Genomic DNA, 13,692 nt, shown 5'->3' with positions numbered 1-13,692 from the left:
TTTTTTGTGCCTTGCCGGAAGGGGGAGGCAACATTGGCGGAACCGGTGGACAATCAGGCCATCACCGCGCTTGCCGCCGAAATGGCGCGGCACGGCCATGACCGAGAAGCCCCCGCGCGCGAGGTCATGGGTCTGCTCGGCGATCGCTGGTCCACCCTGATCCTGCTTGTGCTGGCCACCGGCGAATGGCGCCATGCGGACCTTCGCCGCACCATCGTCGTGCTGTCATCCGAACAGGCGATCTCGCAGCGCGTTCTGACGCTGAAACTGCGCACGTTGGAACGCGACGGCTTCGTTACCCGCACCGTCACCGCCGACATTCCGCCCAAGGTGACCTATCGCCTGACGCTGCTCGGCACGGACTTGCACGCGCAGGCACGCCAGCTGATCGACTGGATCAACGCGCGCGAACCGGCCATCCGTCAGGCCAGAGCCACCTTCGACGCCGCAGCCGACTAAACACCCTTTCAGCGCTGCGGGTGGTTCATCCGGTATTCGACCTCGATCGAGGTGCGGTCCATTTTTCCGCCGCTTTCCAGCGTCACGACATTGCCCGGTTCGGTGCCCGTGGCACCTGCCGCTGTTTCAAGCCGATCCACCACCCAGCGCAGGGCGCGGTCGTTGTTGTTGGCGATGTTCCACTGCACCGCCTCGCGGATCGGCGGAATATCGAACGGAATCTCGCGCATGACCAGCGGCTGCGTCCGCACGACCAGTTCGGCCATGCGCCGATGCATCGTGGCAATGCGGTTCGTGCCCAACACCAGCCCGGTCAACGACAGGAACGATGGGGCCACCACTTCGACCCGGCGCTGCTGCTTCTGGCGGCGCACGAACCAGTCCTCGAACGCGGGCACGCGCGATTTGCCGAAGCGCGCGGTGACATGGCCCAGCTCGAAATAGAGCTGGCGGGTGATCGGACCGGCCAATGCCGGATTGGCGGCATCGCCCACCACCACATAGTCGTCCTCGAACAGGATCTGGCTCGGGTGATCGGCGGAAATCGCGTAGTCAATGGTCACCAGCAGGTCGATGTAGCCGCGCTCGATCGCCTCGATCGGGTTGTCGTGCATCGGCTGGATTTCAAAGCGCATGTTTGGCGCATCACGTTCAAGATCGGCCAGCACGCCCGCGAGCAGCACCTCGGTCGAATAGTCCGATGCCATGATCCTTACCACGCGGTCGGCGGTGGCGGGATCGAACGGCGGGGCGACCGAAACCGTTGTGCGGATCTGCTCCAGCACCGCGCGCACCGGTTCGATCAGTTCCTCGCCGCGCGCGGTCAGGATCATCGCCCGGCCCTTCACCACCAGCAGTTCATCGCCGAAGTATTCGCGCAAGCGGCCCAGCGCGCTGGATGTGGCCGATTGCGAAAGGCATAGCCGGTCCGCTGCAAGGCTGACGCTGCGTTCGGTCAGCAGCGCGTCAAGCGCCACCAGCAGATTAAGGTCGAGCCGCCCGAACCGCATTGCCATCTCCCGCCGCCTCTCAGATGCTCGAGAGTGCGTTGGCGACGAGTGTAGCAGGATCGCCGTCATGCGCAAAACCGGCGCGCAGGGCGGCAGGGGTGTAAAGCGGCGGCTGCGCGGCGAAGGCCGCTTCCAGCGCCGCATCGGGAGCATACGTCACCAATTCCGGCGATACGCCGCACTGTCGCGCAATTTCGGCCGCCAGATCGCCCATTGTTAGACGTTGCGCGGGCAAAGTCACCGCCCGCGCCGGTGGCAGCAGCGCGCAGTCCAGCGTCAGCGCGTGCATGAAATTTTCCGCGCATCGGCGCACCGATTGCGCCCAGATCGTGCCCGCCGCCGATACCGGGCAGGTAAACGTCTCGCCCGCTTTCAGTGCGTGAAACAGGTCGGACATGAACGCCGATTTCATCCCCGATGGCCCCTTGGGCCGCGCGAGGATGCCGGGCAGGCGCACAGTCACCCCGTCGATCAGCCCGCGATTGGAGAACATCGCCACGGCGTGTTCCATCATTGCCTTGTGCCCGCCGTAGATCATCTTCGGGCTGAGCGGCGTGGCGTCATCGACCAGCGCGGGCAGCGGATCGCCCAGCACCGCAATCGAACTGGCATAGACCACCCGCAAGCCGGGATTGATCACGCCTGCCTCAAGCAGCAGGTCGTACATCGCATCCACGTTGATCCGGCGCGATGCGGCGGGATCGGCCTCTGCCGCGCCGCCCGGCACGGTGGCCAAGTGGACCAATGCGTCGCACCCGCCTGCCAGCGCATTTGCCCGCACGGCGGCATCACCGAAGTCGCCCGCAATCGCGCGCGCGCCTTCGGGAATGCCGCTTTCATGGGTATCGATGCCGGTGACGTGGTGGCCGGCTGCCAGCAGCTTGCGGACAAGTTCGCGCCCGACAAATCCGCCAGCCCCTGTAACCACCACGTTCATCATCATATGGCCCTCAGAAGTTGCCTGAAAGCCGCAGGCCATAGGTGCGAGGCGCCGAATAGTGGCCGACCGCAACACCCAGAGGCGAGGCTTGCGGCGCCAGATTGCGGCGCTTGTCCTCGATGTTGCGGACGAAGCCGGTCAGCGCCCAGGTGCCACCTGCGTCGCGGATGGTCAGCGAGGCGTCGGTCGTCCAGTAGGCAGGGATACGCTCGAAATCGAGGTATTCGAACGCGCCCCACTGGCTGTCACGCCATGCGGTATCGACGTTCGCCACCAGTTCGAGACTGTCGCCCACCGGCACAACCTGCTGCGCGCCAATGTTCACCGTCCACTTCGGGCTGAACAGCAACGGATTGCCCGAGCAGTTGAAGTCCTTGACCGGCGCGCCGCCTGCCGTTGCCCCGGTAAAGGTGAACGGGCAACCGAAGTTGTCGCGCGGCGCGGCGGTATAGAGATGCAGTTCGTCGTACTTGGTATCGAGGTACTGCACCTTGGCGTTCAGCGTCGTGCCGCTGGTCGGCTTGACCACCAGATCCACGTCGAAGCCCTTGATCGAGGACTTGCCCGCGTTCTCGTTCGAACTGATCAGCGTCCCCGATGTGTCCACGGTGAAGTAGGTGATCTGCTGGTCACGGTACTTCCAGATGAACCCTTCGAGGTTCAGCTGCACGTGGTTGTCAAAGAAGCGGTTCTTCGATCCGATGGTGTAGGCGGTGATGAACTCGGGCTTGTAGCTGGTCTTGCTCTCGGTCATCTGCAAACCGCCTGCGCGGTAGCCGCTTTCGACCGTGGCATAGACGAGGCTGTCCGGCGACACATCGTATTCGGCCGAAGCCTTCCACGTCACCCGCGAATAGCCCTTGGTATCGGCCACCGCGTTATAGGTCTTGAGGATCGCGCCCACGCCGTTGAGCAACGGGAACACCTGATAGCCCGGCTGATCGCTGCTTGCGCCCGAAATCCAGTTGTTCGCCTTCAGCCAGCCTATCGTGTCGCCCGTGTTCAGGAAGTTCGGGAAATGCGGGATGGTGCCCGGCGCCGCGCAACCTTGGGCGAACGATCCCGGCGGCGTGATCAGGAACGGGGGCGGGCCGCCGCAGAACGTGATGAAGTTGTTGATCAGTCCGTCGATCGACTTCTTGTCATGCGTATAGCGCGCGCCGCCGATCAGGCGAAGCTTGTCACCAAGATGCGCTGTCAGCTGGCCGAACCCTGCATAGCTGTCGGTCTTGTGCGCATAATTCTGGATCGGCAGCACGAACTCCTGGTTGTACTGGTTGTTCGCCTTGATTTTCTCGTTGAAGTAGAACGCGCCCAGCACATAGTCGATCATGCCCGCGCTGCCCGAAAGGCGCGCTTCAAGGCTGGTCTGCTTGACCTTTTCCCTGGTATTGGCGGTGTTGAACGCCGGGCCATAGAACAGCGAATCATCGCTGCTTTCGCGGTATGCCGGGATCACGGTCAACTTGCCGATGCCGGTCTGCCAGTTCAGCTCGGCATTCACGCCCCAGTAGGTGCTGTCCTGCCGCTGATCCGCGTTCATCGGGTTGAGGAACGCAAACGCCGGCGCGCCAAGGTTGTGGCTGCGAAAAGCGTTGGACGCGGGCGAATTGAAGCCCTCGCTGTCGCCAAGGCCCGCAGGGAAGAAAGTGTAGCCAGCAGGGCCGGGAATGAACCCGCCGATGTAGCTGCCGCCCACGCCCTTGCCGCCGACATGCGTGTAGTCCGCGCCGATCCGCAGCGACAGGTCGCTCGATGGTTCGACCAGGAACTGCGCGCGCAGCGAACCGCGCTTGGCGTCGTCGGTGCCATCGATGTTATAGCCGTTGCGCGTGGTATAGGCCGCGCCCAGGCGCAGCGCGCTGTTCGCGCTCACGCCCAGATTGACATGCGCATCGGCGTCGACCGCGTCGTAGTTGCCGTAAGAAGCATTGAAGCCCATCGAATTGCGGCCGATTTCCGGACGCGCCGGAATGATGTTGACCGCGCCGCCGGTGGCATTGCGGCCATAAAGGATACCCTGCGGCCCCTTCAGCACTTCCACACGCGCCAGATCATAGAACGCCGCACCGAACACGCCGCCGCCGCGCCCCAGCACCACGCCGTCATAGCTCGGAGTCACTGCGGGATCGTTGTAGCTGCTGGTGGTCACGTTGCCCACGCCGCGAATGAAGATCGAGGCGATGTTGCCGCCCACTGATGGCAGCGAAAGCGCCGGAACCGCTTTGGTAATGTCGGTTGCGTTGGAAATGCCGCGCTCTGCCAGATCAGCGCCGGAAACCGCGTCGATCGCGATAGCCGCCTTCTGCAGCGATTCCTCGCGGCGCTGCGCGGTCACGATGATTTCGGCAATGCCGGTGTTATCGCTCGCTTCGGCTTGCGCTTCCTGCGCCAGAACCGGTGTTGCTACTGCGAGTGCCAGTACGGCGCTCGTCCCCAAAAGTGCAATGCGCATCAGATATCCTCCCCTATGCACGGCTTTTAACCTTGTGCCCCGGATAGCCAGCCCGTGCCCGAACGTCGCACCGTTTGTATCAATGGCTTGCTATCCACAGTTCGGATTTGTGCGCTTGCCCGGCATCGCTAGGTCATGGCTCCATGACTGGGGAAAACATCAGCAGTATCGCAGCGGCGCTTGTCGTGGGCGGGGGAATCGGCGGCATGGCAGCGGCAATCAGCCTTGCCGAGCGCGGAGTCAGGGTCGATCTGATCGACCTTGATCCCGATTGGCGCGTCTATGGCGCGGGGATCACCATCACCGGGCCAACCTTGCGCGCCTACAAGCGGCTGGGCCTGCTCGATGCGATCAAGGCCGCTGGCGCGATTACCAGCAAGACTCGCCTGTTCCGCTTTGATGGCACCCACATCCTCGATCTGGATGAGCCGGTGATCGAGGAGGGCCTCCCCGCAACCGGCGGAATCATGCGCCCGACCCTCCACCGGATCATGCAGACCCGCGTGCGCGAACTGCCTATCGACGTGCGCCTCGGCCTGACCGTCACCACACTCGAAAACCGCGATGACGGCGTCGAAGTGACTTTCTCCGACGATACGACCGGCCGCTACGATCTCGTCGTCGGCGCAGACAGCGTAGCGTCCACCGTGCGCGCCATCGCCTTCCCTCACATGGCCCCTGCCGTGCCGACCGGACAGGGCTGCTGGCGCATCTCGATCCGCAAGCCGCCGGGGCTGGAGATGGGCGAGTTCTTCCTCGGCCATGCCAATCCGTGCGGTATCACTGCGTGCGCGCCGGACATGGTCTATATGTGGATGCTCACCGCGCATGAAGAGCGCGAAACCTTCATGGACGAGGAGGAACTCTTCGTCACGCTCAAGGCGCATCTCGCCGATTTCGGCGGAAATGCGGGCTGGATTCGCGACAACATGACGCGTGCGGACTGGATCAACTATCGTCCGCTCGCCGCCGCGCTGCAACCCGCTGACTGGTTCAATGGCCGCATCGTTCTGCTGGGCGACGCCGTCCATGCCACCACCCCGCACCTCGCCTCGGGCGCGGGCATGGCGGTGGAAAGCGGTATCGTGCTTGCAGAGGAACTGGCGCGGACAGGCGATGTTACCGCCGCGCTGCGGGCCTATCAGAACCGCCGCTTCGACCGTTGCCGCGATGTGATCGAAACCAGCGTTGCGGTCGGCAAGCTGCAACTCGAACACGGCGACCCAAAGGTACACGCGCACATGCTCGAAGGCGCGCTCGGACGGCTCAACGCGCCGTTCTGACGTTTGCGACGCAGGCGGCGGCTACCAGGCCGTCGCCCCGCCATCGACCGGAACATCGGCCCCGGTCACATAGCGCGCCTCGTCGCTCGCCAGCCATACCGCGCACATCGCGATATCGACAGGCTCGCCCAGACGCTTGAGCATGTTCTTCGCCAGCACCAGCGCCTCGAAACCGGGCACTTCGGCCATATGCCGCCGCGTGGCTTCGGTGAGAATGAAGCCAGGCGAAATCGTGTTGGCGCGGATGCCGTGGGGCGCCCCCTCCATCGCCAGTTGCCGGGTCATCGCCAGCACTCCGCCCTTGCCCGCGCAATGCGCCAAGGCAGCCGATCCATCGAGCGCATGGCGCGCATTGGCGCTGGCGAAATTGATCACTGCCGCCGCCCCGCTTGCCTTCAGGCCCGACCATGCCGCGCGCGTGGGCAGGAACACGATGTCGAGTTCGCCTGTCAGTGTGCGCCTCCACTGGTCGAGCGTCATCTCCTCGATCCACGCGAAAGTGGCAAAGGCCGCCGCGTTCACGAGTATGTCGATCCGGCCATGCTCGGCTACAATCCGCGAGAAGGCCGCTGCCGTTTCCGCCTCGCAGGTCAAGTCGCAGGCAAGGTCAGCGCCTGCCAGATCCACCCCGATCACGGTCGCACCCTCGGCCCGGAACGCATCGGCACAGCCCTTGCCGATGCCCGCGCCTGCGCCGGTCACTACCGCGATCTTGCCATCAAGCCGCCCGCTCATCGCGCACTCCCATCCCGTTTTTGAAATGCCAGTGTTTCGGCAATCACCAACCCTGTCCAATCGATTGACAAGCTCTTGCCCTATCGATGAAACCGGATGGGTAACCGCGGTTATTCCATAGCATCAGCATATGGAAACATCGCATATCAATACTTTTCCCTGTGGCAGAAATGGCGCAAGGCGGGCCGGGATACTTTGGGAGAGACCACATGACGACGCTCATCCGCGACGTCCGCATTTTTGATGGCGAAAGCCTCCTGCCGGGCACCCGCGCCGTGCTGGTCGAAGGCAATCGCATCGCCGCCGTGGGTGAAAGCGCCGAAGCGCTCGACGCCAGCGGTGCCGACACCGTGATCGAAGGCGCTGGCCGCACGCTGATGCCCGGCATGGTAGAATCCCACGCCCACCTCACCTGGGGCTCCTCGGTCGAGAAGATCTACCATCAGTTCATCCTCCCCGACGACGAATTGAAAGTCGCCGCATGGCGCAACGCCCGCGTCCTGCTCGATCACGGCTTCACCAGCGCCTATTCCGCAGGCGCGCTGGGTGATGGCATCGAGGTTGATCTCGCCAAGGCGATTGCGGCGGGCGAAACCCCCGGCCCGCGCCTGATTCCCTCCACGCTCGAACGCAGCCCCGAAGGCGCAGAAGGCGTCGAAACCGGCGATGTGTTCAACGGGCGCGGCGCGCAAGCGATCCGCCAGTTCGTCGCCTACTGCAAGGCGCAGGGCGTCGGCTCGCTCAAGCTGGTCGTCTCGGGCGAAGACGCGCTCAAGCCCGGATCGGCAGGCGATGTGCTCTATACCGACGAGGAGATGGAAGCGGCAGGGGCAGCGGCCAAGGACGCCGGCCTGTGGATCGCCACCCACGCCTATTATCCCAAGGCCATCGATCTTGCGCTGAAGGCCGGTGCGCGGATCATCTACCACGCCTCCTATGCCGACGAAGCCGCCGCAGACGCGATGGTCGCAGCCAGGGACACGACTTTCTACGCGCCATCACCGGGCGTCTCGATCGCCGCGCTCGAAGCCAGCCCGCCCCCGCACATCGACATGAGCCACATGAAGGCCAGCGCAGCCGAACGCATGGAACGCGAGGCCAAGCTCGTCCCCGCGCTCAAGGCGCGCGGTGTCCGCATCCTGATCGGCGGCGATTACGGCTTCCCGTTCAATCCCAACGGCCGCAACGCGCGCGACCTGCAAATCTTCGTCGATCACTTCGGCTATACCCCCGCCGAAGCGCTCACCGCTGCTACCAAGCTGGGCGGCGAACTGATGGACCTGCCTGTGGGCCTGGTCCGCGCAGGCTGGCTTGCCGACCTGCTCCTGGTCGAGGGCGATCCCACCGGGAACGTGGCGATCCTGCAGGACAAGGCCAATCTCGCCATGATCATGAAGGATGGCTCGCTCTACAAGGCCCCCGCGGAGGCGCTGGCATAATGTCCGAAGCCTTGTTCGATGTCGCGATCATCGGTTGCGGACCGGTGGGAGCAACCGCCGCCAACCTGCTGGGAAAAAATGGTCTTTCAGTGATCGTGCTCGAGAAAGAGCTGGATCACTACCCCCTGCCCCGCGCGGTCCATCTCGACCACGAAATGATGCGCCTGTTCCAGAGCGCAGGCGTGATCGGCCGCGTTGCGCCGGATATGGTCGCCACCGACGGCCACCTGCATATCGGCGCAGACCACGGCGTGATCCGCTACATGGGCACTGTCGGCAAGCCCAGGCCGTTCGGCTGGTCGAACGACTACTTCTTCTATCAGCCCGAACTCGAAGCGCATTTGCGCGATGCCTTCGCCGAAAACGGCCGCATCGCACTGCAGCTTGGCGCAGAATTTACCACGCTCGAACAGGATGATAGCGGCGTTACCGTACATTACGTCCAAAGTGGCCAGCCCCGCGAAGTCCGCGCCCGCTGGGTCATCGCGGCCGACGGTTCGCGCAGCCCGGTGCGCAAGGCGCTGGGCGTCGCGCTCGACGATCTGGGCTTCGAGGAACCGTGGCTGGTGGTCGATGCCGAAGTCGAAGGGCCGGTCACCTTCCCCGCGCTCACCGGCGTGCCCGAGGGCGCCGATCTCCAGCGCCTTTCGGTGATGATGTGCGATCCCGCCCGCCCCGCGACAGTGGTGCCGGGACGCGGCAATCACCGACGCTGGGAATTCATGCTGCTCCCGCACGAAGACGATGCGGTGATGATGCAACCCGAGAATGTCGCCGCGCTGGTCGGCGCGTGGATGAGGCAAGTGCCGCATCGGATCGTGCGCGCTGCCACATACCGCTTCCACGGACTCGTCGCCGAAAAATGGCAGGTGGGCCGCGTGTTCCTGGCAGGAGACGCCGCGCACCAGACCCCGCCGTTCTTCGGACAAGGCATGTGCCACGGCCTGCGTGATGTCGCCAATCTCGCATGGAAAATGGCCGCCATCGCGAACGACGGCGCGGACGAAGCCATCCTTGCCACCTACCAGCCCGAGCGCGACCCCCATGTGCGCGGCGTGATCGGCGCCGCCGTCGCCGCTGGCCGATACATCTGCGAACTCGATCCGGCCAAGGCAGCTACACGCGATGCGAACATCCGCGCGCAAGCTGCACAAAACGCAGGCGAAACTGCCGCCGATCTGATTCCGGCTATCACTACCGGCTTCATCGCGCCGGGCACGCCCGCAGCCGGGACGCGCTTCATCCAGCCCATCCTGACCGACGGGCGCAAGCTCGACGACCTGACCGGGCAAGGCTGGCGGCTGTTCGTGCACACAACTGGCCCCGAGGGTGCCATTGTCGCAGCCGATCTGCCCGATAACGGCGCAGTTATGGCATGGCTTGACACATATGGTGCTGATTCCGTGCTGGTCCGCCCCGACCATTGCGTGTTCGGCACCGGCAATCCCGCAGACCTTATCGCAGCGCGCGATGCGCTGCTCAAAACCAGACAGGAAATCGCGGCATGACGCTTACCCTTTCCGCCGCCCAGACCATCGCCAACGCCGCGCTGGCCGAAGCACGCTCCCGCAATGCCAAGCCGCTCGCGCTGATCGTGCTCGACGCAGGCGGCCACCCGGTCGCCTTCGCGCGCGAGGACGGCGCAACCACGTTCCGCTTCGACATTGCCAAGGCCAAGGCGACCGGTGCACTTGGCATGGGCGTCAACACCCGCGCAACGGCCGAACGCGCGAAGGCCAATCCATTGTTTTACCAGAGCGTCACCGCTGTGCTCGAAGGGCGCATCGCCTTCTCTCCGGGCGGCGTGCTGATCCATCATGGCGGCGCGGTTATCGGCGCGGTCGGTATCAGCGGCGATACCGGCGATTGCGACGAGGAATGCGCCATGGCTGGCATCCGCGCGGCAGGGTTTGATACGGAGGCGAAGGCGTGAAGCTGCGCAGTATCGAAATCGCCCTGCCCGATCCGGCTGGCGCCGCCGCTTTCATGGTCGACATCTGGGGCCTGACCGCCGCAGATCAGCGTGGTGAAACCCACTACCTGCGCGGCACTGGCCCGTTCCCCTACCTCGTCGCCTTCGAAAAGTCCGACGACGAATGGGTCCGCTCGACCACATTTGTCTGCACCCCTGAGGAGCTGACCGAACTCAAGGCCCGCGTCACTGCCAAGGGCTGGGCTGCCAAGCCCACGACTTCTGCCGATCCCGGCGACGGCCACGGCATTCTCGTCGAACTGCCCGAAGGCACGATCCTGCGCTTCCTCACAGATACCAGCGAAGTCGCCCCAATTGCAGGTTTCACCAAGGCCAGCAAGCGCGTCTCGCCGGTGAAGCTGACGCATGTCGTGTTCAACGCCGCCGATGCCGAACTGCTGGGTCACGCGGTCGAGGACGTGCTGTCCTTCACCGTCTCTGATCGCACCAAGGGCATGGTGTTCGTGCGCTGCAACGACAGCCATCATTCCACCGCGTTTGCCCGCGCGGGCTTCGCCAGCCTCAACCATGTCGCGTTCGAGATGGACGATCTTGATGCCGTGATGCGCGGCATCGGCTGGATGCGCGACAATGGCTTTGCGCCCGCATGGGGGCCTGGCCGCCACGGCCCGGGTGACAACGTCTATGCCTATTACATCGCGCCGTTCGGCCCGGTGATCGAATATTCGACTCCGGTCGAAAAGGTCCCTGCCGATTATGAGGCGGGCAAGCCCGACGACTGGACCTGGCCCGAGCAGCGCATCGACCAATGGGGCGTTTCGGACAAGGATTTCGACGGCCTTCGCGTCGCCGAGGAACGCTTTCGCAGCCGCCGCGACTGGCAGCCAGAACCACTTTGACTATCAACAGGCGTGGATTTGTCGGCGGCGCTGCCGCTCTTGCCTTGGCCGGGACGACCGGGCACGCAAGGCAGGTCCGCAGGGGAGAACACAGAATGGCCCGTTACATCAGCTTTCGCCGCCCCGACGGCACCCCCAGCTTCGGCCGCCTCGATGGCGAGACGGTGCACGACCTCGGTCCGCAGAACGGACGCGGCTGGCTCAAGGATGCGCTCGGCGGCGATCTTGCCGCGCTGACCGCAACCGCCAGCTTCGCTCTTTCCGAAGTGCGCCTGCTGCCGGTCGTGCCGAACCCTGACAAGATCCTCTGTGTCGGTCTGAACTATGCCACCCATGTGGCTGAAACTGGACGCGAACAAAAGGAATTTCCGGCGATCTTCACCCGCTATGCCGACAGCCTGATCGCCGACGGCGAAGCGCTGCTGCGCCCCAGGGAATCCGTGCGCTTCGATTACGAGGGCGAGCTTGCAGTCGTGATCGGCAAGCCCGGTCGCCGGATCCCGCGTGGCCGTGCACTGGAACACGTTGCCGGCTATTCGGTGTTCAACGATGGATCGGTGCGCGATTGGCAGCGCCACAACATCCAGTTCACGCCCGGCAAGACCTTCCCCGGCACCGGCGCGTTCGGCCCAGCGCTGGTCACGCCAGAGGAACTGCCCGACCTTGCCAGCCAGCGCGTGCAGACGCGCCTCAACGGCCAATTGGTGCAGGATCAGCCGATCTCGGACATGATCTGGGACGTGGCCTTCATCATCGAATATTGCTCGACTTTCACCCCGCTCAGCCCCGGCGATGTGATCGTCACCGGCACGCCCGGCGGCGTCGGCGACAAGCGCACCCCGCCGCTCTACATGAAGGCGGGCGATGTCTGCGAAATCAGCGTCGGCAAGGTCGGCACGCTGACCAATCCGGTGATCGACGAAGCGTGACGCCGCGCGCCGCCATCGCCGCAATGGGCACCACGCTGGGCTTGCCGGTGCTGGAGGCGTGCCGCGCGCTGTTCGACGATGAACAGCGGGTGCTGGCGGCGCGTGTGCCGGTCCTGGCAGTGGACTGCGCCTACGGCCCGCACGAGAGGCAACGACTCGATCTCTACCGGACGAGCACCGAAACCGGCCTGCCGGTGGTACTGTTCGTGCATGGCGGCGGCTTCAGGGTGGGCGACAAGGGCGGCGCGGAGTCCTGGCAGAACGCCGCCGTCGCCCGCACCATGGCCGAAGCGGGTTTCCTTGGCGCAGTGATGAACTACCGCCTCCTGCCCGACGCTCGCTGGCCCGAAGGCGGCGAGGACGTGGGCCTCGCAGTGGACTGGCTCAGCGCGCATGCGGCCGATTTCGGCGGCGATCCGGCGCGGATCGTGGTGATCGGCACATCGGCGGGCGCGGTGCACATCGCCACCGCGCTCAAGCTGTGCCCCGATTTACCGGCTGCAGGCGCGGTGCTCCTGTCCGGCCTTTACGGCCACACCCCGCTCGATGACCGCGACGAGCCATACTACGGTCCGAATGCCGACTACGCCGGGCGCATGCCCCGCGAGGCTGTGGCAGCCACCACAATCCCGCTGTTCATCGCCTGCGCCCAATTCGATCCGCCGCGCTTTCAGGCCGAATTTCTGGGCTTGATGCAGGACAGGCTCGAACGCCACGGCACGATGCCGCAGGCGACGATCATGCCCGGCCACAACCACTATTCGATGGCGATGCACATCGGCACGGCGGATCGGCGGCTGACGGATGAGATCGTGGCGTTTGTGAAGTCGACCGCCACCTAGCCCCGTTCGTGTCGAGCGAAGTCGAGACACTGCGCGCTAGTGTCTCGACTTCGCTCGACACGAACGGGAGTGGTTCCGCTACTCCGCGTCCGCCTGCCGTTCCGGCGCTGCCGCCACAAACGCCGGCAACGCCATGCACGCCGCCTCGATCTCGCTGATCCGGCCGAAATCGAACGTTGCCCCGAAACGCCGCGCGTTGCCCAGTTGCGGGACCAGCAGCACATCGGCCAGCGTGACCTGATCGCCGAAGCAATACGGCCCCGCGTTCCCTCCAATCAGCGCGGCACATGCCGCCAGCCCGCTTTCAATCACTTCTGCCGCCCAGGCATCTGTAGCGGCCTGATCCAGCCCACGCTTTTTCAGCATCTTGAGAACCTTGAGGTTCTGCACCGGGTGAATGTCGCAGGCGATCACTTGCGCGAAAGCCCGCACTTTTGCCCGCGCGAGCGGGTCGGCGGGGAGCAAAGGCGGCTCGGGATAAACCTCGTCGAGATATTCGCAGATCGCCAAGCTCTGCGTCAGCACCGCGCCTCCCACTTCCAGCGCGGGCACGAATCCTTGCGGATTGAGCGCGAGGTATTCGGGCGCGCGCTGTTCGCCCAGCCGCAGATGATGCGCGACGCCGCGCCATTCAAGCCCCTTGAGGCCGAGCGCGATGCGCACGCGCCATGATGCGGTGGAGCGCCAGAAGCCGTGAAGGATGATCGGTGTGTCGGTGGTCATAGTGGTAGCCTATCGCTTGGGCGCGCCATTGCAAAGGCGGGCGCA

At 64.7% G+C, this 13,692-nt stretch carries 13 protein-coding genes; 8 read left to right on the top strand and 5 right to left on the bottom strand.

The window, feature by feature from the left end; translation table 11 throughout:
• Nucleotides 1–33: 33 nt before the first annotated feature.
• The gene (locus tag RM192_RS16330; protein ID WP_311508689.1) at nucleotides 34–459 is read left to right on the top strand and encodes a helix-turn-helix domain-containing protein; all 426 of its coding nucleotides are present in this window, start codon (nucleotides 34–36) and stop codon (nucleotides 457–459) included.
• 8 nt (nucleotides 460–467) lie between these two features.
• Here the strand turns inward: RM192_RS16330 and RM192_RS16325 are convergent, their stop codons facing one another.
• The 3 genes from RM192_RS16325 to RM192_RS16315 are packed head-to-tail and all read right to left on the bottom strand — an operon-like array spanning nucleotide 468 to nucleotide 4,864.
• The gene (locus tag RM192_RS16325) at nucleotides 468–1,475 is read right to left on the bottom strand and encodes a LysR family transcriptional regulator (RefSeq protein WP_311508688.1); all 1,008 of its coding nucleotides are present in this window, start codon (nucleotides 1,473–1,475) and stop codon (nucleotides 468–470) included.
• Between the two features lie 13 nt (nucleotides 1,476–1,488).
• Nucleotides 1,489–2,412 (bottom strand): NAD-dependent epimerase/dehydratase family protein, encoded by a 924-nt coding sequence (locus RM192_RS16320; RefSeq protein ID WP_311508687.1) that lies wholly within the window; start codon nucleotides 2,410–2,412, stop codon nucleotides 1,489–1,491.
• 7 nt (nucleotides 2,413–2,419) lie between these two features.
• A complete protein-coding gene (locus RM192_RS16315) occupies nucleotides 2,420–4,864 on the bottom strand; it encodes a TonB-dependent receptor (RefSeq protein ID WP_311508686.1) in 2,445 nt (814 codons plus the stop codon).
• 143 nt (nucleotides 4,865–5,007) lie between these two features.
• Between RM192_RS16315 and RM192_RS16310 the strand changes: the two genes are divergently transcribed.
• Nucleotides 5,008–6,147: an FAD-dependent monooxygenase gene (locus RM192_RS16310; RefSeq protein WP_311508685.1), complete on the top strand. Its 1,140-nt coding sequence runs from the start codon at nucleotides 5,008–5,010 to the stop codon at nucleotides 6,145–6,147.
• Between the two features lie 21 nt (nucleotides 6,148–6,168).
• On the opposite strand, the gene RM192_RS16305 is transcribed toward RM192_RS16310, so the two are convergent.
• Nucleotides 6,169–6,882 (bottom strand): SDR family NAD(P)-dependent oxidoreductase, encoded by a 714-nt coding sequence (locus tag RM192_RS16305; RefSeq protein ID WP_311508684.1) that lies wholly within the window; start codon nucleotides 6,880–6,882, stop codon nucleotides 6,169–6,171.
• 209 nt (nucleotides 6,883–7,091) lie between these two features.
• Between RM192_RS16305 and RM192_RS16300 the strand changes: the two genes are divergently transcribed.
• The 6 genes from RM192_RS16300 (at nucleotide 7,092) to RM192_RS16275 (ending at nucleotide 12,924) form a co-directional block, all read left to right on the top strand.
• Nucleotides 7,092–8,321, top strand: a complete 1,230-nt coding sequence (locus RM192_RS16300; protein WP_311508683.1) for an amidohydrolase family protein — start codon at nucleotides 7,092–7,094, stop codon at nucleotides 8,319–8,321.
• Nucleotides 8,321–9,829 (top strand): bifunctional 3-(3-hydroxy-phenyl)propionate/3-hydroxycinnamic acid hydroxylase, encoded by a 1,509-nt coding sequence (locus RM192_RS16295; protein ID WP_311508682.1) that lies wholly within the window; start codon nucleotides 8,321–8,323, stop codon nucleotides 9,827–9,829. Before RM192_RS16300 ends, RM192_RS16295 begins: the two co-directional genes overlap by 1 nt.
• The gene (locus tag RM192_RS16290; protein WP_311508681.1) at nucleotides 9,826–10,254 is read left to right on the top strand and encodes a heme-binding protein; all 429 of its coding nucleotides are present in this window, start codon (nucleotides 9,826–9,828) and stop codon (nucleotides 10,252–10,254) included. The genes RM192_RS16295 and RM192_RS16290 overlap by 4 nt, the downstream gene beginning before the upstream one ends.
• Nucleotides 10,251–11,153 carry a VOC family protein gene (locus RM192_RS16285; protein WP_311508680.1) on the top strand — a complete coding sequence of 301 codons (903 nt, stop codon included), beginning with the start codon at nucleotides 10,251–10,253 and terminating at the stop codon, nucleotides 11,151–11,153. Before RM192_RS16290 ends, RM192_RS16285 begins: the two co-directional genes overlap by 4 nt.
• A 95-nt stretch (nucleotides 11,154–11,248) precedes the next feature.
• Nucleotides 11,249–12,082, top strand: coding sequence for a fumarylacetoacetate hydrolase family protein (locus RM192_RS16280; protein ID WP_311508679.1), 834 nt, complete (start codon nucleotides 11,249–11,251; stop codon nucleotides 12,080–12,082).
• Between the two features lie 23 nt (nucleotides 12,083–12,105).
• Nucleotides 12,106–12,924, top strand: coding sequence for an alpha/beta hydrolase (locus RM192_RS16275; RefSeq protein ID WP_409233845.1), 819 nt, complete (start codon nucleotides 12,106–12,108; stop codon nucleotides 12,922–12,924).
• Nucleotides 12,925–13,002: 78 nt separating this feature from the next.
• On the opposite strand, the gene maiA is transcribed toward RM192_RS16275, so the two are convergent.
• Nucleotides 13,003–13,647: a maleylacetoacetate isomerase gene (gene maiA / locus RM192_RS16270; RefSeq protein WP_311508677.1), complete on the bottom strand. Its 645-nt coding sequence runs from the start codon at nucleotides 13,645–13,647 to the stop codon at nucleotides 13,003–13,005.
• Nucleotides 13,648–13,692 lie beyond the last annotated feature (45 nt).

The sequence above is a fragment of the Novosphingobium sp. MMS21-SN21R genome, assembly GCF_031846015.1.
Lineage (GTDB): Bacteria > Pseudomonadota > Alphaproteobacteria > Sphingomonadales > Sphingomonadaceae > Novosphingobium.
Note: the sequence above shows the minus strand (reverse complement) of the source record. Positions and strands in the feature narration are given on the sequence as shown.

Excerpts from the sequence above, each read along its gene's own strand:
- RM192_RS16325 (WP_311508688.1), bottom strand. The coding sequence starts at position 1,475 with ATGGCAATGCGGTTCGGGCGGCTCGACCTTAATCTGCTGGTGGCGCTT.
- RM192_RS16320 (WP_311508687.1), bottom strand. The coding sequence starts at position 2,412 with ATGATGATGAACGTGGTGGTTACAGGGGCTGGCGGATTTGTCGGGCGC.
- RM192_RS16315 (WP_311508686.1), bottom strand. The coding sequence starts at position 4,864 with ATGCGCATTGCACTTTTGGGGACGAGCGCCGTACTGGCACTCGCAGTA.
- RM192_RS16310 (WP_311508685.1), top strand. The coding sequence starts at position 5,008 with ATGACTGGGGAAAACATCAGCAGTATCGCAGCGGCGCTTGTCGTGGGC.
- RM192_RS16305 (WP_311508684.1), bottom strand. The coding sequence starts at position 6,882 with ATGAGCGGGCGGCTTGATGGCAAGATCGCGGTAGTGACCGGCGCAGGC.
- RM192_RS16300 (WP_311508683.1), top strand. The coding sequence starts at position 7,092 with ATGACGACGCTCATCCGCGACGTCCGCATTTTTGATGGCGAAAGCCTC.
- RM192_RS16295 (WP_311508682.1), top strand. The coding sequence starts at position 8,321 with ATGTCCGAAGCCTTGTTCGATGTCGCGATCATCGGTTGCGGACCGGTG.
- RM192_RS16290 (WP_311508681.1), top strand. The coding sequence starts at position 9,826 with ATGACGCTTACCCTTTCCGCCGCCCAGACCATCGCCAACGCCGCGCTG.
- RM192_RS16280 (WP_311508679.1), top strand. The coding sequence starts at position 11,249 with ATGGCCCGTTACATCAGCTTTCGCCGCCCCGACGGCACCCCCAGCTTC.
- RM192_RS16275 (WP_409233845.1), top strand. The coding sequence starts at position 12,106 with ATGGGCACCACGCTGGGCTTGCCGGTGCTGGAGGCGTGCCGCGCGCTG.
- maiA (WP_311508677.1), bottom strand. The coding sequence starts at position 13,647 with ATGACCACCGACACACCGATCATCCTTCACGGCTTCTGGCGCTCCACC.